Annotated in this window: 19 protein-coding genes; 12 read left to right on the top strand and 7 right to left on the bottom strand. The window is 46.0% G+C overall.

From position 1 onward, the window contains the following. From OO016_RS09815 to tsaD, 4 genes are read right to left on the bottom strand one after another with little or no spacing between them, the layout of a single operon-like run. Nucleotides 1–678, bottom strand: coding sequence for a DUF4159 domain-containing protein (locus tag OO016_RS09815; RefSeq protein ID WP_266013112.1), 678 nt, complete (start codon nucleotides 676–678; stop codon nucleotides 1–3). A 10-nt stretch (nucleotides 679–688) separates the two neighbouring features. Next, complete coding sequence (locus OO016_RS09810; RefSeq protein WP_266013110.1) at nucleotides 689–1,396, bottom strand: 16S rRNA (uracil(1498)-N(3))-methyltransferase; 708 nt, start codon at nucleotides 1,394–1,396, stop codon at nucleotides 689–691. A gap of 2 nt (nucleotides 1,397–1,398) precedes the next feature. Continuing rightward, the gene (locus OO016_RS09805) at nucleotides 1,399–1,746 is read right to left on the bottom strand and encodes a TfoX/Sxy family protein (protein ID WP_266013108.1); all 348 of its coding nucleotides are present in this window, start codon (nucleotides 1,744–1,746) and stop codon (nucleotides 1,399–1,401) included. A 58-nt stretch (nucleotides 1,747–1,804) separates the two neighbouring features. Then, complete coding sequence (gene tsaD / locus OO016_RS09800; RefSeq protein ID WP_266013106.1) at nucleotides 1,805–2,836, bottom strand: tRNA (adenosine(37)-N6)-threonylcarbamoyltransferase complex transferase subunit TsaD; 1,032 nt, start codon at nucleotides 2,834–2,836, stop codon at nucleotides 1,805–1,807. Nucleotides 2,837–2,974: 138 nt separating this feature from the next. On the opposite strand from tsaD, the gene OO016_RS09795 reads away from it, so the two are divergent. Further along, nucleotides 2,975–7,354: a translocation/assembly module TamB domain-containing protein gene (locus OO016_RS09795; RefSeq protein ID WP_266013104.1), complete on the top strand. Its 4,380-nt coding sequence runs from the start codon at nucleotides 2,975–2,977 to the stop codon at nucleotides 7,352–7,354. Nucleotides 7,355–7,398: 44 nt separating this feature from the next. Here the strand turns inward: OO016_RS09795 and OO016_RS09790 are convergent, their stop codons facing one another. Next, nucleotides 7,399–8,451: a class I fructose-bisphosphate aldolase gene (locus OO016_RS09790; protein WP_266013102.1), complete on the bottom strand. Its 1,053-nt coding sequence runs from the start codon at nucleotides 8,449–8,451 to the stop codon at nucleotides 7,399–7,401. Nucleotides 8,452–8,618: 167 nt separating this feature from the next. Here OO016_RS09790 and OO016_RS09785 point away from each other — a divergent pair, with 167 nt between their 5' ends. From OO016_RS09785 to OO016_RS09770, 4 genes are all read left to right on the top strand, one after another. Beyond that, entirely contained in the window at nucleotides 8,619–9,821 is a 1,203-nt protein-coding gene (locus OO016_RS09785; protein ID WP_266013100.1) for a 6-phosphofructokinase, read from the top strand. Nucleotides 9,822–10,021: 200 nt separating this feature from the next. Further along, a complete protein-coding gene (gene pfkA / locus OO016_RS09780; RefSeq protein ID WP_266013098.1) occupies nucleotides 10,022–11,011 on the top strand; it encodes a 6-phosphofructokinase in 990 nt (329 codons plus the stop codon). Nucleotides 11,012–11,034: 23 nt separating this feature from the next. Continuing rightward, complete coding sequence (gene gap / locus OO016_RS09775; protein ID WP_266013096.1) at nucleotides 11,035–12,036, top strand: type I glyceraldehyde-3-phosphate dehydrogenase; 1,002 nt, start codon at nucleotides 11,035–11,037, stop codon at nucleotides 12,034–12,036. Between the two features lie 82 nt (nucleotides 12,037–12,118). Continuing rightward, complete coding sequence (locus tag OO016_RS09770; RefSeq protein ID WP_266013094.1) at nucleotides 12,119–12,973, top strand: N-acetylglucosamine kinase; 855 nt, start codon at nucleotides 12,119–12,121, stop codon at nucleotides 12,971–12,973. On the opposite strand, the gene OO016_RS09765 is transcribed toward OO016_RS09770, so the two are convergent. Together OO016_RS09765 and OO016_RS09760 are read right to left on the bottom strand one after the other, a co-directional pair. Next, nucleotides 12,966–13,346 (bottom strand): Rid family detoxifying hydrolase, encoded by a 381-nt coding sequence (locus tag OO016_RS09765; RefSeq protein WP_266013092.1) that lies wholly within the window; start codon nucleotides 13,344–13,346, stop codon nucleotides 12,966–12,968. The genes OO016_RS09770 and OO016_RS09765 overlap by 8 nt on opposite strands. 26 nt (nucleotides 13,347–13,372) lie before the next feature. Then, nucleotides 13,373–16,042 carry a putative LPS assembly protein LptD gene (locus OO016_RS09760; RefSeq protein ID WP_266013872.1) on the bottom strand — a complete coding sequence of 890 codons (2,670 nt, stop codon included), beginning with the start codon at nucleotides 16,040–16,042 and terminating at the stop codon, nucleotides 13,373–13,375. Between the two features lie 175 nt (nucleotides 16,043–16,217). Here OO016_RS09760 and OO016_RS09755 point away from each other — a divergent pair, with 175 nt between their 5' ends. The 7 genes from OO016_RS09755 to bshA all read left to right on the top strand — a co-directional run bounded on the left by OO016_RS09755 (nucleotide 16,218) and on the right by bshA (nucleotide 25,425). Next, the gene (locus OO016_RS09755) at nucleotides 16,218–17,579 is read left to right on the top strand and encodes an N-acetylmuramoyl-L-alanine amidase family protein (RefSeq protein WP_439649328.1); all 1,362 of its coding nucleotides are present in this window, start codon (nucleotides 16,218–16,220) and stop codon (nucleotides 17,577–17,579) included. Nucleotides 17,580–17,635: 56 nt separating this feature from the next. Beyond that, nucleotides 17,636–18,604 (top strand): MlaD family protein, encoded by a 969-nt coding sequence (locus OO016_RS09750; protein WP_266013089.1) that lies wholly within the window; start codon nucleotides 17,636–17,638, stop codon nucleotides 18,602–18,604. Continuing rightward, nucleotides 18,605–19,930, top strand: a complete 1,326-nt coding sequence (locus OO016_RS09745; protein ID WP_266013087.1) for a 4Fe-4S dicluster domain-containing protein — start codon at nucleotides 18,605–18,607, stop codon at nucleotides 19,928–19,930. An 11-nt stretch (nucleotides 19,931–19,941) separates the two neighbouring features. Further along, nucleotides 19,942–20,733, top strand: coding sequence for a (Fe-S)-binding protein (locus OO016_RS09740; RefSeq protein WP_266013085.1), 792 nt, complete (start codon nucleotides 19,942–19,944; stop codon nucleotides 20,731–20,733). 27 nt (nucleotides 20,734–20,760) lie between these two features. Next, nucleotides 20,761–21,243 carry an ABC transporter ATPase gene (locus tag OO016_RS09735; protein ID WP_266013083.1) on the top strand — a complete coding sequence of 161 codons (483 nt, stop codon included), beginning with the start codon at nucleotides 20,761–20,763 and terminating at the stop codon, nucleotides 21,241–21,243. Between the two features lie 95 nt (nucleotides 21,244–21,338). Then, on the top strand, nucleotides 21,339–24,254 hold the full coding sequence (locus OO016_RS09730; protein WP_266013081.1) for a serine hydrolase domain-containing protein: 2,916 nt from the start codon (nucleotides 21,339–21,341) through the stop codon (nucleotides 24,252–24,254). Nucleotides 24,255–24,282: 28 nt separating this feature from the next. Continuing rightward, nucleotides 24,283–25,425, top strand: coding sequence for an N-acetyl-alpha-D-glucosaminyl L-malate synthase BshA (gene bshA / locus OO016_RS09725; protein WP_266013079.1), 1,143 nt, complete (start codon nucleotides 24,283–24,285; stop codon nucleotides 25,423–25,425).

Below are 25,425 nucleotides of genomic sequence, written 5' to 3'. Positions count from 1 at the left end.
TTAGTTTTTAAAAGCATATTGAACAATGTTGGCCCCCATTTGAAGTGCTTTGGTACGCATTTCCTCGGGATCATTATGTACTTCTGCATCTTCCCATCCATCTCCCAGGTCCGATTCCAGGGTAAAAAGCAGGACCAGGCGATCTTCGTGAAAGATGCCAAGGGCCTGAGGCCGTTTCCCATCGTGCTCATGTATCTTGGGGAGCCCATCCGGGAAGGAATACGATTGCTCAAAAATTGGATGGTTTCCTGCTAACTCCTCCAATTCCGTATTTGGAAAGACTTTTTTCAGGGCTTCCCTTAAATAGGGTTCCATCCCGTAGTTGTCATCAATATGCAAAAATCCACCTGAGATCAGGTACATGCGCAGGTTATTTGCTTCTTCATCAGAAAAATACACATTGCCATGTCCGGTCATGTGCAGGAACGGATACTGGAAAATGGCCTCGTCGCCAGCAGCAACCGTTTGGGGTTTTTCTTTAATAGCGGTATCTATATTCTGGTTGCAAAAAGCGATGAGGTTAGGAAGTGCCGTGGGATTGGAATACCAGTCGCCCCCTCCGCCGTATTTCAAAATGGCGATTTCCTGAGCCAGACCTTTCTGGCTGCTAACAAAAACAAAAAGCGATGTAAGAAGTATCTTTAAACCGAGTTTGCCCATAGCTTCAAAGGTAAGCATTATAGGAGGGTTAGCGACTATTTATAATGGCTACTGTGGTGCAGGCTACAATTGCTGCAGTTTCGGTTCTGAGTCGGGCATCTCCAAGGGATACCGGATAGAAGCCGTTGGCGTAAGCCAGATCAACCTCGCGCTCTGAAAAATCACCTTCTGGCCCGATGAGTATTGTGATGTCTTTATCGGGAGCCACGCGCCGGATCAGTTCCATTTTTTCTTCTTCATAGCAATGGGCTATAAACATAAGGCCCTGATGTTCTTTTTTGATAAAATCTTCGAAGCGAACTGGCTCATTGATCCTGGGAAGGTAGGTTCGCAGGGATTGCTTCATGGCTCCCTGTACAATTTTTTGAAGGCGCGGCATTTTCAGCACCTTGCGTTCCGAGTGTTCGCAAATAATAGGCGTAATTTCATTTACACCAATTTCCGTTACCTTTTCGAGGAACCATTCAAAGCGATCCATGCTTTTGGTAGGCGCCACTACCATGTGAAGCTGATGCATTTTCTGGTGCTTTTTTTTGGTCTCCACTATGGTTGCCCTGCATTGCTTCATATCAGCGCTAAGGATTTCTGCAGTAAACAGATACCCTTTGCCATTGGTGATCTGAAGCCGATCCCCTGGCTTTTTACGCAATACCTTAACGATATGCCTGCTTTCTTCCTCGTCAAAGACAAATTGAGTTACACTGCCATCTAAGGAAGGGTTGTAAAAGAGTTGCATTGTTATCCTTCGTTTAATTTTTCCTGTGCGTGCGCCAAACCGTGCTCGAGCCAGTGCTGCAGCTGCAGTTCTGTTTCATAGCCCTTAGTGCCAACAAAAACAAATTCTTTCATGGCTTTGCCTGTGAAGGCCATGGGCCTTACATCTTTGGTATTCAATGTATCTTCCATGAATTCACTTTTCACCCTGACCATCAGGTCGTCCTGTAATATTCCCACGGTCATCTTGCCTTTATAGAGAAAAGCCAGTCCGCCAAACATTTTATTCTCCTCAATGTTGGTGATTATTTCATCAGGAAATATCCCCAGTGATGCCCGGATCCGCTGTGCAAGAGTTTCATTGTAGGCCATGCCCTAAGGTAAGCATTTCGCTGGTAAAAATTCCTCTGAAAATTTCGTTTTGACAGGTTCAGGAAGTACCCAGTTTATAGCGGGCAAGAGCGGTAACGGAGGGATCCGTAAAATCTTCCTGAAGAAATTTGTAATACCCTACAATGCCGATCATAGCAGCATTGTCCGTACAATACTCGAATTGGGGAATGAAGGTTGTCCATCCCATAACTTCTTCTGCCCTGGCCAGTGCCTTGCGAATTCCGGAATTGGCTGATACCCCTCCGCCAATCGCGATCTGTTTGATCTTCGTTTGCTTTACAGCCTTCTTCAGTTTATCCATAAGGATTTCTGTGATTGTAAACTGGATGCTAGCACAAATATCATTCAGGTTTTCCTGAACGAAATCCGGATTTTTTGCTGTTTCCCTTTGAACAAAATACAGTATGCTGGTCTTAAGGCCACTGAAGCTGAAATTGAGCCCGTCTACCCGGGGTTTCGGAAATGGAAAGGCTTTTGGATTGCCCTTTTGCCCAAAGCGGTCAATGAGGGGCCCTCCCGGATAGGTAAGCCCCAGGAGTTTGGCACTTTTATCAAAGGCTTCCCCAACTGCATCATCCAGGGTTTCTCCCAGTACTTCCATTTGAAAATAGTCCTTTACAAGCACAATTTGTGTATGTCCGCCGCTTATGGTCATGGCCAGAAAAGGAAATTCAGGCTTTTTAACCCCTTCTTCTCGTATATAGTGAGAAAGGATGTGGGCTTCCATGTGGTTCACCTCTATCAGGGGGACCCCCAATGCAAGTGAAAGTGACTTGGCAAAGGAAGTTCCCACAAGCAGTGATCCAAGAAGTCCCGGTCCCCTTGTAAATGCTATGGCAGATAGCTGTTTTTTGTCGATATTTGCTTTAGCCAGGGCCTGGTGTACAACGGGGACGATATGTTGCTGGTGTGCCCGTGAAGCAAGTTCCGGGATCACCCCTCCGTATTCCTCGTGAATTTTCTGCGTGGCAATAACGTTGCTCAGCACTTCATCGTTGCACAAAACGGCAGCCGAAGTATCGTCGCAGGAAGATTCAATAGCCAGGATGTAAACTTTTTTATTTTGCACGCTTTTTGGAACAAAAATTGGTCGTACAAAGGTAAAACATAAAGACCTATCAAGAAACTGAGAAAAATACTTGTCCGTACGCTTTTGGCCCTACTGTTGCTCTGTGTGATAGGGACGCTTATTTTTTCTCTCCCGGCAGTGCAGACCCGCCTCGCCCGATACGCCACAGACACACTGAACGAGGATTTTGGCACCAATATCAACATTGAACGCCTTCGCGTATCACTAATTAGCTGGAACACTTCACTTAATAATGTCTATGTAGAAGATTATCAAAAGGATACGCTTTTCTTTATCGAGGAATTAACTACCTCTGTACTCAGTATTCGCAACCTTGTCAATGGTACTCTTGAATTTGGCGATATTGAGATGAAGGGTCTGAATTTCAAACACCATACCTACAGAGATGCGGAAGAGAGCAATCTTGATATTTTTGTAGCAAAGCTGGATGACGGCAAGCCCCGTGCACCGGGAACACCGCCTTTTCTGCTTTCTTCTTCCGATGTGGAAATTACTGACAGCCGTTTTCAGCTTATTGACGAAAACAGGGAAAATAGCTCCATTCTCGATTTCAGGGAACTCAATATTGCCGCGGAGGACTTTCTGATCCTAGGCCCGGATGTATCTACCGATATTCAGGAGCTTTCCTTTAAGAGCCGATTCGGGGTTGAGCTTGAAAAACTGTCGACCAACTTTAGGTATACCCGTGAAAGCATGCGCTTTGACAGTCTGAACCTTAAAACACCGGGTTCGGAGTTGTCGGGAGACCTTGTATTTGATTATAAGCGGGAAGACCTGGCTGATTTTGTGAATAAAGTAAATATTACAGCTGCCTTTTCTGAGTCGGTTATCAGCCTGGATGAGGTCAATGAACTCTATCCGCAGTTCGGCAAAGGCAAATCCGTTGAGTTTGCAGCCAATTTAAATGGAACCCTGAATGAGCTAAATGTAAACAGGCTTTTTCTGAGCAGTGATGCCACAGGTGTGCGGGGCAATTTCACCTTTAATAACCTCTTCGATTCCAGCGCGCCCTTCCGTATGGATGCCAATATCCGCAACATTACCACAAGTTATTACCAACTACGGGCGCTCATGCCAAATATTTTAGGGAAAAACGTACCGGAACCTACCAAGGTTTTGGGTCGATTTACCATACGCGGAAATAGTGTAGTTACTTCCAATTCTGTAAATGCCCAGCTGAACCTGAACAGTGGTCTGGGAAGTGTTTATGCCGATCTGGATCTTACGGAAATCGATGAGATAGAGAATGCAGAGTATAATGGTTTTATTTCCCTGATCGACTTCAATCTTGGGGAGTTTGTGGGAAGTCCCAACTTTGGACTTACCACCCTGGACTTTAATGTGAAAGGAAAGGGGTTTGCCAGGGAATCACTGAATACGGAGGTTAACGGACAAGTCTACAGTATTGACTACAATAACTACAACTACAATAATATTCAGGTTTCAGGTCTTTTGCAGGACCAGCTTTTCGACGGATTTGTAGAGAGCAACGACCCCAACGTTGACTTCACCTTTAAGGGTCTGGCAGATTTCAGCAGTGCTCAGAACCAGTTTAACTTCACGGCTGCTGTTGATTATGCAGATCTGAGGAAGATGAACATTATCCAGGACAGCGTTTCCATCTTTAAGGGGATAGTCAACATGAACGTTGTTGGGAGCAATCTGGACGACGTTGCTGGTGAGATCAATTTCACACGTACCAGTTATCAGAATGCTAATGACACCTATTTCTTTGAGGATTTCCAGGTACTTTCCAGCTTTGAATCCGATACATTGCGGACTATTGAGATCAATTCACCTGATATTATCACGGGTTATATGAGGGGCAATTTCAAGACCCGTGAGCTGGGCAGGCTGGTTCAGAATTCCATCGGTAGCATCTATACCAACTACAAGCCCTATGAGATTGCACCAAACCAGGAAGTTTCCTTTAATTTCAAGATCTACAACAAGATCGTTGAGGTGTTTTTTCCTGAAATCCAATTTGGTCCCAATACCTTTATCCGGGGAGATATCGTAGCCGATGAAGGGGATTTTAAACTCACCTTCCGTTCACCCAATATTGGAGCCTTCCGAAATGAGCTGGAAAATATAGAAGTGCGCATTGACAATAAGAACCCCCTATTCAACACCTTTGTTTCTGTAGACGACATCTCAACGGTATACTATAACCTCAAGGATTTCAACCTGATCAATACCACACTTAATGATACCTTGTTTTTCCGCACGGAGTTTAAAGGGGGAAGCGAATACAACGACAGTTATAACCTCAATTTCTACCACACCTTTAATGAGGATCAAAAATCGGTTATAGGACTTAAAAAATCCGACATCAGCTTTAAAGGTAACACCTGGGTGATCAACCGGGAAGGCAACGCCAAGAACAAGGTTATTTTTAACAGCTCACTTGACAGTATTACCATAGAGGAAATGGTAATGAACAATAACAACAGGGAACAGATTCGCCTGCGTGGCCAGTTGGCTGACTCTACTTACAAGGACCTGGAGCTGCAGTTTAAACTGGTTTCACTAAATAAGATAACCCCGGCGGTAGATAGTCTTGAATTTTCCGGTGAGGTAAACGGAACGTTGAATGTACTGCAGAAAGACAACGTCTATCTCCCCATATGTAATCTGGATGTGACTGACTTTGGCATTAACGGTATGCCTCTGGGATTCCTGAATGTGGGCATAGTAGGAAACAGGGACCTGTCCGAGTTTGATGTTTTCAGCCAGATCACGGATGGTGTTATGGAAAAATTCAAACTGGATGGAAAGGTGATCAATGAAGATCCGGTACCGAGGGCAGAATTTGTTGCGTCTTTCAGCGACTTTGACCTTGCTCCTTTCAGTCCGCTTGGTGAAGGGATAATAGAAAACATAAGAGGTAAACTAAGCGGAACCACTGAAGTTAAGGGAGATATCCGCAACCCGGATATGGATGGCCTGTTAACCCTGGATGATGCGGGCATTGCAATACCCTATTTACAGGTAGATTATCAGTTTGACGATGGGGCGGCAATACGACTTGATAAACAATCCTTTGATTTTCAAAATGTGAACCTCAGGGATGTGGCCATGAATACCCGGGCCACCCTGGATGGTACTATTTCCCATGATTTTTTCCAGGATTGGCGCCTGGACCTGGATATTAACACCAATAATGAGCGCTTTCTAATCCTGAATACCGAGTTTGAAGAAGAAGTTTTGTATTACGGTACGGGCTTCGTTAATGGTCAGGGACGTATCTATGGGCCTACAAAGGCACTTACTATTACATTTGATGGCTCTACTGCCAAGGGAAGTTCCCTGAAGATCCCGATTAGCGATGTGGCTTCTGTTGGAGATTATACCTTCATCAATTTCATTGAGAAAGACAGGTCACAATCCCTGGAGTACGAGCGTTCACTAAGAGATTACGAAGGACTGGAGATGCGCTTTGACCTGAACGTGACCCCGGACGCGGAGGTGGAAATTGTAATCGACCAGAAAACCGGCAGTTCCCTGAAAGGAACTGGGGAAGGCCTCCTGCTTATTGAAATTAACACCAATGGCAAGTTCAATATGTTTGGAGACTTTGTGGTGGTTACAGGAGAGTACAATTACAGGTTTGGGGGTGTCATAGACAAGACTTTTACCGTTCAACCGGGAGGTAGTATTGTTTGGGAGGGAGAACCCCTGGAAGCCCAGTTGAATATGGAAGCCGTATATTCCCTGAACGCCAACCCGTCGCCCTTGCTTGACAATGCGGGGTACACCCGCCGCATCCCCACGGATGTAGTGGTCCAGCTGACAGATGAACTTGAACGTCCTACCATAGCCTTTAATATTGAATTTCCCGGAACAAGCTCTATAATAAAATCAGAACTGGAATACAGGCTTCAGGATCCCACTGTGGAAGAGCGGAATGCGTTTTTCCTTCTGGCTCAGGGTACCTTTGTCAACGAAGGAACCGGTATTAATAGTCAGGCGGTTACAGGAAACCTGATACAGACTGCTTCGGGACTCCTGAATCAGGTACTGGGAGGAGACAATGACAAGCTGAACCTGGGGGTTTCATATGAACAGGGGTACCAGGACCCCAACAATATCCAGACGGAAAACCGGCTTGGGGTAACCGTTTCCACCCAGATCAGTGACCGGGTTTTGCTCAACGGAAGGTTTGGGGTTCCGGTTGGCGGTGTCAGTGAAACCGTAGTGGCGGGGGATGTGGAGGTTCAGGTACTCCTCAATGAAGAAGGTACGCTCAGGGCCAAGATATTTAACCGGGAGAATGAGATTCGCCAGTTTCTGGCAGATCAGGTGGGTTATACCCAGGGGGTTGGTCTTTCTTATGAGGTCGACTTCAATAGCTTCAAGGAGCTTATGAAACGCGTTTTTGGCTCCAAAAAGCCTCCTGAAGAAGAAAAGGAGCCCGAGGTTGTTCCGGAACAGGTCATGGGTAAGGACAGTCTCATACGCTTTGTGTCTAAGAACCGCGTTCCGAAATCCAAATAAAAAAGCCTCCCGAACGGAGGCTTTTTCCTTAGAATTGAAATTAACTATGCTATGGTTACGTTAGCATCGAGGTATACGTCCTGAATAGCGTTTAGAAGGGCTACACCGTCTTTCATGGGTTTCTGGAAGGCTTTCCTTCCTGAAATCAATCCCATTCCCCCGGCACGCTTATTAATAACGGCTGTTTTTATGGCCTGGGCCAGATCATTATCTCCTGAAGCTCCCCCTGAATTAATTAGTCCTGCCCTGCCCATCAGACAGTTTACTACCTGATAACGGGTAAGGTCTATGGGGTGGTCTGAAGAGAGTTCAGAATATACTTTGTCATGTGTTTTGGCAAAATTGATGGCTGTAAAACCGCCATTGTTTTCGGCCTGTTTTTGTTTAACAATGTCGGCCTGGATTGTAGAAGCCAGATGGTTGGCCTGTCCGGTAATATCGGCGGATACGTGATAATCCTTTCCGTCTTTCTTGAAGCCTGAATTTCGCAGGTAGGCCCAGAGTACGGTAACCATACCCAGTTCGTGGGCGTATTCGAAGGCTTCCGTGATCTCCTGTATCTGCCGGTTGCTCTCCGGGGATCCAAAATAGATAGTGGCCCCTACAGCGATACATCCCATTTCAAATGCCTGGTCTATGCTGGCAAACATGATCTGGTCGAACTTGTTCGGGTAAGTGAGCAGCTCGTTGTGGTTTAACTTGAGCAGAAAAGGGATCTTATGCGCATATTTACGGGAAACGGACCCCAGGACACCCAGAGTGGATGCCACGGCATTGCAACCACCTTCTATGGCGAGTTCAACGATCTTTTCAGGATCAAAATAAATGGGATTGGGAGCAAAAGAAGCCCCGGCAGTATGTTCGATGCCCTGATCAACTGGTAGAATGGAAACATAGCCAGATCCCCCAAGCCTTCCGGAATTGAATAATGTCTGCATATTTCGCATCACAACGGGATTCCGGTCGGACGGTGTCATCACCCGATCTACAAAGTCTGGTCCCGGTAAGTGCAACTGATCTTTTGAGATGGTTTTACAACTGTGACCAAGGAGAAATTCAGCGTCGTTTCCTAAGATTTTTTCAATGTTGGTGGACATAATATTGCGGTTTTCAATGAACATATAAATATACGTGGAAATCCCCGTTTTTTTTACATGTTCCACCGCTTTTTTTTATTGAAATCGGCTGGTTTTTTCGCGATTATTTCATACATTAACATACCTTGTTCGGCAAGGTTTTTTTGTGTCACTAAAACAATCTGACTATGGCTAACGTAAACAAAATCAAAGGAACAATAGGTATTTTAACAGGGGGCGGTGATGTACCCGGTCTAAATCCGGCGATACGTGCTGTTACCTTTCGTGCAATACGGGAAGGATACCGTGTAATAGGCTTCCGGAGAGGATGGGCTGGCCTTATTGATATAGTGCGCGACAAGAAATACGATAACAGCAGCAATTTCATGGAACTCTCCCAGGCTGTGGTCAACAAGGCTGCGCGGACGGGTGGAACTTTTCTGCACACCTCTCGGACCAGGCCCAGTCATGTGGCCAAAGACCGCATTCCTGAACATCTGAGGAACACCTATAACAAGGACGTCAATGATCTTACCAAGGAAGTGATGAAGAACCTGGAGTGGCTTGGTGTGGATTACCTGATTCCAATTGGAGGAGATGATACGCTAAGTTACGGGGTACACCTGTTTAAGAACGGCCTAAAAGTGATGGCTATTCCCAAAACGATGGACAATGATGTTCCCGGTACGGATTACTGTATAGGCTTCAGTACATGCGTTACACGAACAATAAGCCTTACCAACAGTTTGCGTACGGCAGCGGGATCACATGAACGATTCCTGGTGCTTGAAGTTTTTGGGCGCTATGCTGGTTTTACAGCCATGTTGCCAACCCTGGCCGGAGCTGCACATCGTTGTGTAATCCCTGAAGTTCCCTTCAATATCGAATTGCTGGCAGAATTACTAACCGAAGACCGAAACCTGAACCCCAGCAAATACTCCATTGTGCTGGTGTCCGAGGGAGCCACTTTTGAAGGTGGGGAAATGATGTTTGAAGGGGCGGAGAAAGATGCCTTCGGTCACGCCAAGCTTGGTGGGATAGGGGACGAGGTATCTGCCGCCTTAAAGAACGTTTCTGCAAAATACAATCACGGCAACCGGGTTAATGTGATCAATCAAAAGCTGGGCTACCTGGTCAGGTGTGGCGACCCGGATTTTATAGATTCCGTTGTGCCTACCGCCTATGGAAACCTGGCCCTGGATCTGATCCTGAATGGCATTGACGGACGGATGGTTGTTCTGAAGAATGGTCGTTATGATCACGTTCCCATTGAGGTGGTTACGGATACCAAGAAATTTGTCAACGTAGACAAATACTATAACAAAGAGAAACTGCATCCATACTACAAGAATTTCGAGATGCTCCCGCTGTTTATTATGACTAATGATTGATGATCAGAAAAATGAAGTGCAGGCCTTAGGGTTAGCTTTGTAAAATATGGTTTGAACAGGCAGATTCACCGGCCGATTTCAAAGACCCGGAAAAGGAAGCGGCAGCGAAATCGATTTCGAAGGCGAAAGGGCTTAAATAAAAGGGTTTCCAATTCGTTTTTTGCCTTAAGTTTCCTAGATTTGCTCTTCTAATTTTACTCATGAGTTCAAGTATAAAAAAGATAGGCGTTTTCACTTCGGGAGGGGATTCCCCCGGGATGAACGCAGCCATTAGAGCCGTGGTGCGTACCTGTGCCTACATGGAAATAGATTGTTTGGGTATATACCGCGGATATGAAGGAATGATTGACGGAGATTTTATCCCGCTCAATGCCCGGAGCGTCAACAATATCATCAACAAAGGAGGAACTTTCCTGAAATCAGCGAGATGCCCGGAATTCAGGACCCCTGAAGGCAGGCAGAAAGCTTTTGACCAACTGCAATCTGCAGGAGTAGATGCCCTGGTGGTAATAGGGGGTGACGGTAGCTTATCCGGAGCGGAAATCTTCCATGCAGAACATAACATACCCTACATAGGTATTCCCGGAACTATTGATAACGATATTTTTGGCACCCGTTACACACTGGGCTTTGATACCGCATTGAATACAGTTGTTGAGGCCATCGATAAAATCCGGGATACAGCCAGTTCTCACCACAGACTCTTTTTTGTGGAAGTGATGGGCAGGGATGTTGGGCATATTGCACTGAATGCCGGTGTGGGTGCCGGAGCAGAGGAAATCCTGATCCCTGAGGAAGATCTGGGGTTAGACCGACTTTTAGATTCTCTTAAGCGAAGTAAGGCAAGAGGTAAATCTTCAAGTATTGTTGTGGTTGCGGAAGGAGACCGTACCACGGGGAAAAATGTTTATGAATTAAAGGAGTATGTGGAACAGCACCTGCCTGTTTACGACGTAAGGGTTTGTGTTCTTGGCCACATGCAGCGCGGCGGTGCTCCAACCTGTTTTGACCGGGTCCTGGCAAGCAGGATGGGCGTAAAGGCCGTGGAGGCCTTGTTAGAAGGAAAAACTGGCTTTATGGCAGGTATCCGGGATAACGATATCATACTAACCCCTGTTAGCGAAGCGATTAAGGGGCATACCAAGATAGATAAGGAACTCATAAGGGTTTCAGATATAATGACCATATAAGTAAATCAAATAAAACACAGAAAATGGCAAAAATTAAAATCGGAATTAACGGATTTGGACGAATTGGCCGACTGGTATTCAGGGCTTCCGTACATAGAGAAAATATTGAGGTGGTTGCTATCAACGACCTGCTGGATGTAGAACACCTGGCTTATTTATTAAAATACGATTCTGTTCACGGTCGTTTCGACGGAACGGTTGAGGTTGATGGCGGACAACTCGTTGTTAACGGTAAAAAGATCAGAATTACTGCAGAAAAAGATCCAACCAACCTGAAATGGGATGAGGTAGGTGCTGATTACGTAGCGGAATGTACTGGTATTTTCACTACGCTGGATATGGCGCAAAAGCACCTTGATGGTGGTGCCAAGAAAGTCCTCATATCTGCACCTTCCAAAGATGCTCCAATGTTTGTAATGGGAGTTAACCACAAGGATATCAAAGCATCTGATAATATCGTTTCTAACGCATCCTGTACCACAAACTGTCTTGCTCCCCTTGCGAAGGTTCTCGATGACAACTTTGGCATTGAGGAAGGCCTCATGACAACAGTGCACGCCACTACAGCAACCCAGCTCACCGTAGACGGCCCTTCACGCAAGGATTACCGTGGTGGCAGGAGTGCCATGCTCAACATTATCCCGGCTTCAACAGGAGCAGCAAAAGCGGTTACCAAAGTTATTCCTTCCCTGGTAGGTAAACTTACTGGTATGGCATTCAGGGTTCCAACTGCAGATGTATCCGTAGTGGACCTTACCGTTCGCCTTGAAAAGGAGACTTCCTACGAAGAAATCAAGAAGGCGTTTAAAAATGCTTCTGAAGGAGAACTGAAAGGTATACTGGGATACACTGAAGAAGCAGTGGTTTCTCAGGATTTCGTTGGGGATGCCAGAACTAGTATTTTTGATGCTGGTGCAGGAATTGAGCTCAACTCTAAATTCTTCAAGGTAATCTCCTGGTACGATAATGAAGCGGGCTACTCTAATAAGTTACTTGATCTGGCGGAATACGTAGCTAGCCTGTAAAAACTGATATGAACGAAATGGAAATTCCTTAAAATGACCATCCGGTACTTTTAAGGAATTTCTCTTTAATACCTAAGCGATTATGATTCTTATAGTGGATAGTGGTGCAACCAAATCTGATTGGATTGCTCTGGATGATAAGTCGGGAAAGGAACTATTTATCACCCAGACCCTGGGCCTGAGTCCTGAAGTATTGACCCGGGAAGTAATTGAAGACCGACTCGCCAATAACTTTGAACTGGCTCAAAACAGGGAAAAGGTATCACGATTGCATTTTTACGGTGCGGGTTGCGGTACAGACCGCATGAAAAGATTTCTCAAGGATATCTTTACGGTTTACTTCCCAAAAGCAGTTATCGAAGTAAAAGAAGATACTTATGCTGCCGTTTATGCCACCACCAAAATAGACCATCAGGGAATTGTCTGTATCCTTGGAACCGGATCAAACTGCAGTTATTACGACGGCAGGCAGACCTTTCAAAAAGTGACCTCTCTGGGTTATATTCTCATGGATGATGGCAGTGGCAACTTTTTTGGTCGTAAACTGATCAGAGATTACTATTTCAACAAAATGCCCCAGTCACTCGCCATCAAGTTTGCCAAGGAATACAATCTGGAGGCCGATGCTATCAAGGAGAATCTGTACAAGCAGCCCAACCCCAATACCTACCTGGCTACTTTTGCCCGGTTTATCATTGAGAACAAGGATCATCCGTATTGCAAAGGGGTAATTGACAAGGGACTTCAGCAGTATGTCAATAATTACATCATGCAGTTTGAACTGGCGACCAAGGTGCCTGTTCATTTTGTGGGCAGTATTGCCTATTACCTGAAGGACGAATTAACGGCTGTAATGGATCGCAATGACCTGAGGTTAGGCGTAATAAGGCAAAGACCGATTGAAGGTTTGGTAGAGTTCCACAGGGAAACTATCTGACAGCAATCATTGAGATTTCTACATTGACATACTTGGGAAGATTGGCTACTTCCACGGTTTCTCTTGCCGGGGCGGTTGCAGGGTCAAAATATTCTCCGTAAGCTTCATTGATCTGGGAAAATTGCCCCATCTCCTTTACGAAGATAGAGGCTTTGACTACCTGCTCAAAACCCATTTCCGCAGCATTGAGTATAGCCTTCAGGTTATTCATGCACTGCCGGGTTTCTTTCTGGATATCCCCGGATATCAGTTCCCCGCTTTTCGGATCCATGGGGATCTGACCAGAGATGTAAAGGGTATTGCCTGAAAGTACGGCCTGGTTATACGGTCCTATGGGGGTAGGTGCATCGGGAGTTTGGATAATTTTTTTCATTTTGTTCGATTCAAAAGGATTGATAATTAACGCCGGATCGGAGGTTGACTTCGGTTTTCCCATTTCAGGTCAGACAAGATGGAGCTCTTTATACCAATAAAGAAGTACCAGCGCTCGTACTGCCCAAAAGGGGTCCAGTTAAAACGCATATTGAAACTTTTCAGGTCTCTTTCAAACCGGAACTGCGTTACGGTGAAGCCTTTGTTCTTTAAATCGTACCCGGAAGAAACACCCACTCTCCAGCGCGGCGAGAGGCTGATGTTGCCGGAAAACATAAGGGAGTGATTGGCTATCTCGTTCTGCCTGTTGCTGTTGGAATATGACATGGCGTATTGTACACGGAGATCCCAGGGAATCTTGGTTCCGTAAACCGGGTTTTCCACATCGTCCTCATCCCGATCCGCAAAACTACTTTCATTAAAACGGTCTGCTTTTCCAAACAGGTCATCAGACCTTCCCCCACTGGAGGCTACATAATTGCCACCTGAGTAAGGATCTTCCTCATCCTCGTCCTTATCGCCATCCCCCGCAAGATCTGCACTGCTTATGGAGTAACTGATATTGGCCCTGGCAGAGGTAAGCCGGAATAAGCCGCCGCCATTATTAATGTTGAAGGTATTTATTCGCCTTCCGTTGTTGTCAATCGCATATGGATCCAGGTTGGCTCCGAAGTTTACAGACATTTTCTTCTTGAAAAGATTGGTGCCCCCTGTGAGACTGAGCGGACTCAATTTCAGGGAATCTGCTTCGAAATTATAACTGGTACTCAGATTCAGGCTGTTAATAAGCTGTATCTTTTTGGGTTCTGTCGCTGTGGAATCCTTGTCTTTGACTTTGGCTTCCAGGGTGTTTGCCAGTGAAAGGCTAAGGGCATTGGATTTGCCCAGTCTTGGAGCACCGTAAATGGTGCCTTCAAACCGGCTGAATTGCACATTTTGGCCCGTGGCCTCGTTCAGATACTCATCGTAATATTGCTCAAAAGATGGCGCATATCCGTAGCTTATGGTTGGTCGCATTACGTGCCGGATAGCCTGTATCTTCTTGTCCTCCCCGAAAGTAAATGTTCCGTAAAGCGTGGTCCCGAGGCTGGCATTCATGTTATACTGGTTGTAGCGGTCAAATCCGCTAATCGTATCTCTAACCACCGTTTGCGTTTCCGGATCAAACCGCTGGTTAAAGGTTTCTAATGCCCAGATATCCTCATAGGTACCTCCCATGGTAACACTAAAAAACTTGGCTACTTTAAAGTTGGTGCTGATAGGTATCCGATGCCTTACACCCACTTTTGCATCGTTGAACATACGTGCCGTGCCGAAATTTTCAGCATCCGTTCGAATACTGTTCCTTCCATTCAGGTCGTACTGAAAGTTTATGTTTTGTATGAGCCCCTTTTTAATCCCTTCCCTTTTAGCAAAAGGAAAAACCCGCTCCATTGCCGCCTGCAGGGTGGGCAGGGTAACATCTACCACTTCCGTATTGGTGTTCTGGTTGTGGGTGGCAGTAAGGCTGAGGTTAACCGAAGGGTAGGCCGGGAAAGTCTTGGAATAGGATATGGAAGACGACAGGTTGTTCACCTGTGTATTTGGTAAATTTTGCTGCAGGAGTGAATTTCGGTAATACTGGCTGCTTCCCAGGTTCACTGATGCCGATATCCGGGAATTGGGGTTCGCTTTGGCATCCTGGGAATGGGAAATCTGAATATTGTATATGGTTCCCCGGCTATAATCATCAAAGCCTTTCTGACTGGTTACTAAATTTTCATACCTAAAGTTGATGTTGCCCCGATATTTGTATCGTTTTGAGTATACAGACTGGGCGCGAAAGCCATAACTACCGTTGGTATAAAGATCTCCGGTAAGGGTAAGGTCCACATAGTCATTGATGGGCAGGTAATACCCTCCGTTCTGGAAGAAATATCCCCGGTCCGGGTCATTCCCAAAGGTTGGCATCATAATGCCTGCTGTACGCCCCACTGTTAAAGGAAAATAGGCAAAAGGCAAAGCTATGGGTGTTGGGACATCCACAATATACAGGTTGCTGAAGCCTGCAATAACTTTCTTTTTGGGAACAAACTTGGCTTTCCGCACCCGGATATAATAGTCCGGATCAATGGTATCTTTGGAAGTCGTAAGCTTTCCTTCCTGCAGGAAGTAAACCGAGTCGTTTTCCTTTTTGGTAACATCGGCGTAGACTTTCATGGCATCACTTCCCAGCTGTCCTAATCCGGCCTGTTGCTCGGTACGGGAATTGAAGATAAGTGCCCTTTCTGTATCAAAATTGAAACGAATGGAATCCGGTATTACCACATTTTCTCCCTGTTTAAAGTAGGGGAGTTGGGAGTAATTCCCCAGGGAATCCTTCAGCCTTCCAGCATATACTTCATTCTTGGTGTAATCCATTATGATGATTCCGGCCTTTAACTCGGTATCCTGGTAATAGATTTCGGCCTCGTTATACAGGTATATTTTCTGCTCTTTCTGGTTGATGCGAACGTAGTCTTTGGCCTTGTATTTGATCTTGCCCAGCAGCAAAGCCGGCTTGGCAGGAACGCTGTCAAGGGCAACGGTATCTGTCTTAACCGTGTCCTGCACCATTGGTGGAATGGGCTGATTTTTAGCGGGAAGGGTGTCCTGTACTGCCTTGATCGGGAGCGATTTGGTCCGGTCTTCCTGGGCCCATACCGCGGCAATACCCATGATGAGAAGCCAAATAAAAAGATAAGGACGTTTGTTTGATCGCAAGGCTATAAATCCTATTTTTGTGAGGTATGGCTCGATATTTGCGATCAAAGTTAGAGATATTTTTTGTTCCGCTAAGGGGTCATTATCATAAATTTAACCAGAGCAAAAAGGAGAAACAGCGCCTATGAATATGTTGGGGAAGTGGTTAATCTTCATTCCATTTTTATTAGGATTACAGAACAGCAGCGATAACAGCATCAGTTTACCTGATCCTGTTTACAAGGAGAAATTTACGGTTGTCCTGGATGCAGGTCACGGGGGGCATGACCCCGGCAATCTGGGCAATGGTTATCTGGAGAAAAATATTGCTCTCCGAATTGTGCTGGAGGCGGGGAAGATCCTTGAAAAAGACCCCAATGTTGAGGTCATCTACACGCGGAAGGACGACACCTTCGTGGATCTTTATGTACGGGGTGAAATAGCCAACAAGGCCAAGGCCGATCTTTTTGTATCCGTGCATTGCGACTCTCATACCTCCAACGCCCATGGTGCAGGTACCTTTGTTCTGGGGCTGCATGCCAATAAACAGAATTTTGAGATCGCCAAGAAAGAGAACTCGGTGATCTATCTCGAGGACAATTACGAAACCCGTTATGCAGAGTACGATATTAATTCTCCCGAATCAGTAATTGGCCTTACCATCATGCAGGAAGAATTCCTGGACCAGAGTATTATGCTGGCCAAAATGATGCAGGATAAATTCGCCAAAAAGCTCAAGCGGAATGATCGAAAGGTTAAACAGGCCGGGTTTATTGTACTCCATCAGACCTTTATGCCCAGTGTATTGATTGAATCCGGGTTTTTGACCAACAAAAATGAAGGAAGTTACCTGGACTCAAGGAAAGGTCAGTCCGAAATGGGCAAAGCCATTGCAGAAGCGATATTAAACTACAAGGAGGCACTTCAGTATAATTTTGATGAATCACAAACCTCTCAGCAAACGGTTATTACACCTCCACCAGTGGTAGTTGAGGAAAAGACTGAAGCAACTGAAACGGTAAAGGAAGTTGCCGTCAAGGCAGACAACGTGGAGATTGAAAAGCAAGACCGTGATACTGCTAAGGAACTCAATCAGGCCGTTCCCATTGATACCCAGGAAAAGAAAGAAGAAGTAAAGCAAGAGAAACCGAAGGAGGTATTAGTGGAGCCGGAGTTAAAACCAGAAACTGCCGATAAGCCAGAAGAAACAGAAACGGCACCTAATGCTGAAAAAGCCGGGGTAAAGGCCAATATTGTCTACAAGGTACAATTGATGGCCAGTTCCAGGGATCTTCCCTTGAATTCCGAGGATTTCCGGGGATTAAGTGCTTTGTCAAAGGAAGCGTACAAAAATCTGTACCGCTATTTTTATGGAAATACCTCCTCCTATTTACAGGCGACTTTGTTTAAATCTAATGCCGATGCCAAAGGGTATACCTCCTCTTTTATAGTAGCCTATAAGGACGGTGTGAGGATTCCGCTGGACGAAGCCCGGAAATACACCGGGGAATAAGTTGCCGGTCTTCGAAAATTATTTCTAATTTTGTTTGGTATCCAAAAACGCATTTCTTGAAACTATCCAGGGAAATTAAAACAGGGATTATCGTAATAGGCGGTATCCTCCTGTTTATTATGGGGTTTACTTATTTGAAATCGTCCCCGATTTTTGATAGCAGCAAAACCTTTTACGCCGTATACGATCATGTGGGTGGACTGCAACCAGGAACCCAGGTAACCATCAATGGATTTTCCGTAGGAAGTGTCAAAAGCATTGGCTTTAATGATAGTACAGGCAGGTTGCTGGTTACCTTTTCCGTTAACAATTCCTTTGAGTTTTCCGAAAACAGTAAAGCCGAGCTTTTCGATACCGGAATCATAGGGGGAAAGGGCATACAGATCATTCCTGTTTTTGATGGAGCGCCTGTGGCGCAAAGCGGCGATACCCTGGTTACGTCGACCCGTCCGGGAATAACGGAGCTTGTTCAGCAAAAGCTCACTCCACTCCAACTTAAAGTAGAAGGAGCCGTCTCTAATGCCGATTCCCTGCTAATGAGTTTCAATGATGTGCTGGATGAAAATACCAAGCAAAGCCTCAGGGAGAGTATTCAGGGCCTTAATGGGATGGTAAAAGACTTCAAGGAAAGCGCCAATACGCTCAACACACTTCTGTCAGATAACAAAAACCAGCTGGACAGTTCCATCACCAATATCAGCCAGATCACTTCCAATTTTGCAAAGATTTCAGATTCACTGGCCAATGCAGGTCTGACACAAACGGTCAGAAACCTGGAAGGAACACTGAGTAAAATGGATTCATTGCTGGCAAAGATTAAGGATGGAGAAGGATCATTAGGCAAGCTTATGACTGATGAAGAGCTGTACAAAAACCTCGCAGAGGCAAGCAGGGAACTGGACCTGTTGCTGCAGGATTTCCGATTAAACCCAAAGCGATATGTAAACGTATCCGTCTTTGGCAAGAAACAAAAAGAATATACCCTGCCGGAAAACGACCCGGCCGAAAAGCCCAAGGAGCAGTAGATGGAATACCTTCCAAATATCAGTTTTGCGATTATACTTGTTGCCGGTATAGCTTTCTTCAGGCGCAATGTTTTGCGACTAATCCGCAATATTAAGCTGGGTAAAGAGCCGCAGCTGGAAAAAGACAATGCACAGCGCTGGAAGAACATGGCGCGAATTGCCCTGGGTCAATCAAAAATGGTGGTCCGCCCTATATCCGGGATCATGCACATTCTGGTTTATGTGGGGTTTGTTATCATTAACATAGAGGTGCTGGAGATCATTATTGACGGACTGCTGGGAACCCATCGTATTTTTGCCGGCCTGGGTCCGGTTTACGACTTCCTGATCGCTTCCTTTGAAATCCTCGCACTGCTTGTTATCCTTGCGGTAATTGTTTTCTGGATACGACGAAATATCATACGGGTAAACCGCTTTATCAAACCCGAAATGAAGGGATGGCCCAAACGGGATGCTGATCTCATCCTTTACATTGAGCTTGTCCTGATGTTCCTGTTCCTGACCATGAATGCGACAGATGCACAGTTACAGTCGCTCAATGTGGAAGGTTATGCCCAGGCAGGTGCCTTCCCCGTAAGTAAGTTTATGATGCCCTGGTTTGCAGGGATGGAAACAGCCAGCTTAATAATGATCGAGCGTGCCGCCTGGTGGCTGCATATTGTAGGTATCCTGGTATTCCTGAATTACCTGTATTATTCCAAGCATCTTCATATCCTTCTGGCCTTTCCCAATACGTTTTATGGCAACCTGAAGCCCAAAGGGCAATTCAATAACCTGGAAGCAGTAACCAAAGAAGTGCGTTTGATGATGGGTCCCAATGCCGATCCTTTTGCCGCTCCTCCGGCTGATGCCCCTCCACCGGAGAAATTTGGAGCTTCGGACGTGATGGACCTGAAATGGACCCAGCTCCTGAATGCTTACAGCTGTACAGAATGTGGCCGTTGTACAAGTGAATGTCCTGCCAATCAAACGGGCAAAAAACTTTCCCCAAGGAAGATCATGATGGATACGCGGGATCGCCTTGAAGAGGTAGGAAAAAATATTGATGCCAATGGCGGCAAGTTTGTTGATGACCGGAAGCAACTCCTGGACGATTATATCAGCCGGGAGGAACTTTGGGCATGTACCTCCTGCAACGCATGTGTTGAGGCCTGTCCGGTAAGTATAGACCCATTGTCGATCATCATGGATATGCGACAGTACCTGGTTATGGAGCAATCTGCTGCTCCAACAGAACTCAACGTAATGATGAGTAATGTAGAAAATAACGGGGCCCCCTGGCCATTTAACCAGATGGACAGGCTTAACTGGGCCGATGAATCCTGAGAATAAACGCTATGAGTGAAAGAATAAAAGTGCCCACCATGGCTTCCCTCTTTGCCGAGGGAAAGCAGCCCGAAATCCTTTTTTGGGTAGGATGTGCCGGAAGTTTTGACGACAGGGCCAAAAAGATCACCAAGGCATTTGTGAAGATACTCAACCAGGCTGGTGTTGATTTTGCTGTGTTGGGAACCGAAGAAAGCTGTACCGGGGATCCGGCCAAACGCGCCGGGAATGAGTTCCTGTTCCAGATGCAGGCGGTAACCAACATCGAGGTTATGAACGCCTATGAAGTAAAAAGGATTGTTACTACCTGTCCGCATTGTTTCAATACCCTTAAAAATGAATATCCCGGACTTGGGGGCAACTATGAAGTAGTTCACCATACACAGTTGATCAATCAACTCTTTGAAGAAGGCAGGCTTTCGGTGAAGGGCGGGACTTTCAAGGGAAAGCGGATTACTTTCCACGACCCCTGTTACCTGGGAAGGGCCAACAATATCTTTGAAGCTCCGAGAGCGTTGATACAGAAACTTGATGCCGAACTGGTGGAAATGAAAAACTGCCGTAAAAGGGGCCTTTGCTGTGGTGCCGGCGGAGCCCAGATGTTCAAGGATGCCGAAAAAGGGGATAAGGAGGTCAATATTGCCCGTACCGAAGAAGCCCTTGAGGTTAAACCAGACATCATAGCAGCAGCCTGTCCGTTTTGCAATACCATGATGACGGATGGGATAAAGAACAAGGAAAAGGAAGCAAGTATAGTGGTCAAGGATGTAGCCGAACTGATTGCTGATGCTGAAGACTTATAGAATACCTACAAAACTTTCCCGATAGAGATGTATGTAGATTTTAAAGAATTACCGGATTCTGCCAGGATTTGGATATACCAGTCCAACAGGTCGTTTACCGAAGAAGAGTTGGAGGAAATACACGCCTATATGAAGGCGTTTATAACCCAATGGACCGTACATGGGAAATCCCTGCGGGCCGGATACGAGATACAATACCGCAGGTTTATCGTTTTAGGCCTGGATCAATCCCAGGCAGCTGCCTCAGGCTGCTCTATCGATGCCTCAGTCCACTTCATACAGGGACTGGAAAAGAAATACGGGGTGGATTTGCTGGATAAGATGAACGTTACCTTCAAACAGGGCGAGTATGTGGCATACAAGCCACTAACGGACTTTAAGAAGATGGCTAAGGATAAGGCGATCTCGCAAAACACCATCGTATTCAACAACCTTGTCAACAATAAACAGGAATACCAGGAAGCCTGGGAAGTACCTGCTTCCGAAAGCTGGCACAGCCGATTTTTTTAATTTTGGGCTGTATCGGTATTCCAGTGTAAATCACCGACTTATTTTGAGCAATATTTTGAATGATTGGTAAGTTAGCATTACAGATTTCCAATTTTATGCCAGGAAGATTACTCAAATGCTTTTTCTTTTTGTTTATCGCTGTTGCACAGGCGCAGGTAGACCCTTTGCAGACAAGGGATAGTCTGGCTCAGGAGCAATGGGTTAATGAACAATACCAGAAGATGTCCCCGGAGGAGCGTATTGGGCAACTCTTTATGGTTCTGGTAGCTTCAGACCAGCCAGGGAGCAGCACTGACAAGATTGCACAGACCATAGCCGAACATCAGATTGGCGGCGTTATCTTTTCCAAAGGAGGGCCTGTACGGCAGGCCAGTCTAACCAACCAGTTTCAGAAACAATCCAAAATCCCATTGTTGATAGGAATGGATGCGGAGTGGGGCCTGGCCATGCGCCTGGATTCTACCTATGCATTTCCCTGGAACATGACTCTGGGGGCTATTCAGGACAGGAAAACCGTGGAAGAGATAGGCCATCAGATAGGCAGGCACGCAAAACGCATGGGTGTACATATCAATTTTGCTCCGGTGGTGGACATAAACAGTAATCCCAGAAACCCCATTATTGGGAACAGGTCGTTTGGGGAAGACCGCGACAATGTGTCGGCCAAGGCTGTAGCTTTCCATAAGGGAATGCAAAGGGCGGGAATCCTGAGTTCCGCAAAACACTTCCCGGGACATGGGGACACGGAAACAGATTCCCACAAGGCACTCCCTGTGATCAATTTGGAAAAAAGTCGGCTGGATACTGTTGAGTTGAACCCCTATCGCATACTTATTGGAGCTGGGGTAAGCAGTGTGATGGTGGCGCATTTAAATGTCCCTGCATTGGATAATGAAGAAGACCGGCCTAGTTCCTTATCAGAAAAGATCATTAGCGGTGTACTACAGAACGACCTGGAATTTGAAGGGCTCGTACTGACTGATGCCCTGAACATGAAAGGGGTTACAGAAACATCGGATAATACAGGAGAAACGGAATTAAAAGCATTTCTGGCTGGCAATGATATCCTTTTAATGCCGGAAGATTTGCCCGGAGCAAAGGCTGCCCTTCTGAAAGCATACAATCGGGGGAAAATAACGGAGAAAAGACTGGCCCGTTCCGTGAAAAAGATACTTAAAGCCAAGTACAAGGCTAATTTGCACAATTATAGCCCTGTAGATTTGGAGGGACTTGTGGATGAGCTGAATGGGGTGGATAGCGAGCTGGCCCATGAAGCTGCGGTGGAACAGTCGATCACCCTGCTGAAGAACCAGTTCAACTTACTCGGGATCAAGAATCTGGAGAATAAGAAGATCGCCTATGTAAAACTGGGGGATGACGACCACCAGCCTTTTTTGGAGACTTTAAACCTTTATGCAGAGGTAACGGAAGTAAGCGGAAAGGATATCGCTTCGTTAAAGGAACAGCTGGCTGATTTCAACCTGGTTATCATGGGTTATCATAAAAGCAACGCCTCGCCCTGGAAGAACCACGATTTCACAAAAAAGGAATTGTACTGGCTGAATGAGATTGCGGCAATGCCCGAGTCTAATGCAATTCTGGCGGTTTTTGCCCGGCCTTATGTGCTGCAGCAGGTACTTTCATATGAGCCCGTTGATGGGGTGATACTGGGCTACCAGAACAGTGAGATGGTACAGGCTAAAATGGCCGAGGCATTATTTGGTGCGATTCCCGTTAATGGTCGGCTACCAGTAACAGCCCACCCGCAGTTTCCGGTCAATTCTGGAATTGATCTGAAACCATTGGGCAGACTGGGATACAGCATTCCGGAACGGGTGGGGATGATTTCTGAGTTTTTGTCCGATGTAGATACCCTCGTACAACAAGGTCTTGATTCCCTGATGTATCCCGGTGCCCAGGTATTGATTGCCCGAAGGGGGAAGGTGATCTATAATAAGACTTTCGGTTCACCTACCGGCAATGAGGGGGATGTCCTGACCAGTGATCACCTGTACGACCTGGCTTCTTTGACCAAGATACTGGCTACCCTGCCGCTGATTATGAAAATGGAGGAGGAGGGGAAGATCGGGTTATCCTCTACTTTTCAGGAACTAATACCGGAATACGCAGAATCTGAACTGAGGGATGTTACAGTGTTGAAAGCCTTGAGTCACTACGGGCGATTACCGGCATGGATTGCCTTTTACCTGGATACTTTGAACAAAAAGGGACAACCTTCGTCCGAGTTTTACCGCAATAGACCGATGGAGGGCTATACTATCAAGGTCAGTGATGGATTGTACCTTACTGATGCGTATAAAGATTCGATTTACAACCGTATAGGCCGTCAGGAGCTGAAGTCGAACCGATATCGCTATAGTGATGTGGCTTACTATGTATTCAAGAAATACATTGAGGAGACTTATGGAAGTTCCCTGGACAAATTATCCGAGGACTTCCTTTATAAGCGTTTGGGAGCCTCTAAAACCACTTACAACCCCCTTAAAAAGTTTCCCAGGGATATCATAGTGCCATCGGAGGTGGACAATTATTACCGCCACCGGGTGGTGCAGGGCTATGTGCATGACATGGGTGCCGCCATGCAGGGGGGGGTAGGAGGTCATGCAGGCCTGTTCGGCAATGCCAACGACGTGGCTAAGATCATGCAAATGTACCTGCAGGGAGGCTATTACGGAGGAGAGCGATTCCTGAATTCAAGGACTATAGAACGCTTCAACAAGTGTTATTTCTGCCATAAGGAAGTAAGAAGGGGGGTGGGTTTTGACAAACCACAATTGAAACCTCATGGCCCCACCTGTGGCTGTGTATCACCCAAGAGTTTTGGACACAGTGGGTTTACAGGAACCTACACCTGGGCAGATCCTGAGGCAGAGCTGGTTTACGTGTTTTTATCCAACCGTACCTATCCTTCTGCGACTAATCGTTTACTGGTGAAATCCGAGTTGCGTACGCGCATACAGCAGGTGATTTATGATTCCCTTATAGATTAGTACCGATAATTAGGCGTACTTTTAGCTTATGAAAATTGCAATAGTTTGTTATCCAACCTTTGGAGGTAGTGGCGTAGTGGCCACAGAATTGGGGATTGCCCTGGCCTCAAGGGGGCATGAGGTTCATTTCATTACTTACAAGCAGCCGGTTCGGTTGGAACTGCTCAGCAACCGCATCCATTTTCACGAGGTGCATGTACCGGAATATCCTTTGTTCCATTACCAGCCCTATGAGCTGGCGCTTTCCAGCAAGTTGGTGGATACGGTCAAGGCTTTCGGGATTGAATTATTGCATGTACACTATGCTATTCCCCATGCCTACGCCGGATATATGGCGAAGAAGATCCTGGAGGAGGATGGTATTCATATCCCTATGATTACAACCCTGCATGGTACGGATATTACCCTGGTGGGTAACCACCCTTTTTACAAGCCTGCGGTCACTTTCAGTATTAATAAATCGGATATTGTGACTAGTGTTTCGGAGAACCTGAAGCAAAAGACCCTGGATTTCTTTGAGATCACCAAGGAGATTGAGGTGGTTCCCAATTTCATTGACGAGTCCAAGTACAGTACTAGCTTTACTGACTGCCAGCGGTCGTTGATGGCTGAAGACCATGAGAAGATCATCACCCATATTTCCAATTTCAGGAAGGTGAAGCATATCCCTGATGTTATACAGACGTTTTTCGGGATCCAGAAAGAGATCCCGGCGAAGCTGATCATGGTAGGGGAGGGCCCGGAGAAGGAAGGGGCGGAACTGTTGGTGGAGCAGCTTGGGATAACCGATAAGGTGGTCTTCCTGGGAAACAGCAATGAGATTGATCGTATCCTCTGTTTCTCTGATCTTTTCCTTTTGCCATCAAAATCAGAAAGTTTTGGATTGGCTGCCCTGGAGGCAATGATTAATCGAACACCAGTGATTTCCAGCAACACAGGGGGTATTCCTGAGGTAAATGTTCACGGGGTTTCTGGATACCTCAGCGATGAGCGTGATGTAGCCGATATGGTAAAAAATGCGCTTTCCATTTTAAAAGATGAGGAGACGCTGAATACTTTCAAGGAAAACGCCCATAAGGTGGCAAGGAAGTTTGATATAAAGAATGTACTGCCATTATATGAGGCTTTGTATGAAAGGGCTTATAAAGAAAACTACAAATCTACCTATTGA

The sequence above is a fragment of the Lentiprolixibacter aurantiacus genome, assembly GCF_026241225.1.
Classification (GTDB): domain Bacteria; phylum Bacteroidota; class Bacteroidia; order Flavobacteriales; family Flavobacteriaceae; genus Lentiprolixibacter; species Lentiprolixibacter aurantiacus.
Note: the sequence above shows the minus strand (reverse complement) of the source record. Positions and strands in the feature narration are given on the sequence as shown.

What these genes read in the sequence shown, in the direction of transcription:
- OO016_RS09745 (WP_266013087.1), top strand. Translation starts at nt 18,605, where the DNA reads ATGGAATACCTTCCAAATATCAGTTTTGCGATTATACTTGTTGCCGGT.
- OO016_RS09815 (WP_266013112.1), bottom strand. Translation starts at nt 678, where the DNA reads ATGCTTACCTTTGAAGCTATGGGCAAACTCGGTTTAAAGATACTTCTT.
- OO016_RS09785 (WP_266013100.1), top strand. Translation starts at nt 8,619, where the DNA reads ATGGCTAACGTAAACAAAATCAAAGGAACAATAGGTATTTTAACAGGG.
- OO016_RS09735 (WP_266013083.1), top strand. Translation starts at nt 20,761, where the DNA reads ATGTATGTAGATTTTAAAGAATTACCGGATTCTGCCAGGATTTGGATA.
- OO016_RS09760 (WP_266013872.1), bottom strand. Translation starts at nt 16,042, where the DNA reads ATGGGTATTGCCGCGGTATGGGCCCAGGAAGACCGGACCAAATCGCTC.
- OO016_RS09755 (WP_439649328.1), top strand. Translation starts at nt 16,218, where the DNA reads ATGTTGGGGAAGTGGTTAATCTTCATTCCATTTTTATTAGGATTACAG.
- gap (WP_266013096.1), top strand. Translation starts at nt 11,035, where the DNA reads ATGGCAAAAATTAAAATCGGAATTAACGGATTTGGACGAATTGGCCGA.
- OO016_RS09790 (WP_266013102.1), bottom strand. Translation starts at nt 8,451, where the DNA reads ATGTCCACCAACATTGAAAAAATCTTAGGAAACGACGCTGAATTTCTC.
- OO016_RS09740 (WP_266013085.1), top strand. Translation starts at nt 19,942, where the DNA reads ATGAGTGAAAGAATAAAAGTGCCCACCATGGCTTCCCTCTTTGCCGAG.
- OO016_RS09805 (WP_266013108.1), bottom strand. Translation starts at nt 1,746, where the DNA reads ATGGCCTACAATGAAACTCTTGCACAGCGGATCCGGGCATCACTGGGG.
- OO016_RS09730 (WP_266013081.1), top strand. Translation starts at nt 21,339, where the DNA reads ATGCCAGGAAGATTACTCAAATGCTTTTTCTTTTTGTTTATCGCTGTT.
- pfkA (WP_266013098.1), top strand. Translation starts at nt 10,022, where the DNA reads ATGAGTTCAAGTATAAAAAAGATAGGCGTTTTCACTTCGGGAGGGGAT.
- OO016_RS09810 (WP_266013110.1), bottom strand. Translation starts at nt 1,396, where the DNA reads ATGCAACTCTTTTACAACCCTTCCTTAGATGGCAGTGTAACTCAATTT.
- OO016_RS09765 (WP_266013092.1), bottom strand. Translation starts at nt 13,346, where the DNA reads ATGAAAAAAATTATCCAAACTCCCGATGCACCTACCCCCATAGGACCG.
- bshA (WP_266013079.1), top strand. Translation starts at nt 24,283, where the DNA reads ATGAAAATTGCAATAGTTTGTTATCCAACCTTTGGAGGTAGTGGCGTA.
- OO016_RS09770 (WP_266013094.1), top strand. Translation starts at nt 12,119, where the DNA reads ATGATTCTTATAGTGGATAGTGGTGCAACCAAATCTGATTGGATTGCT.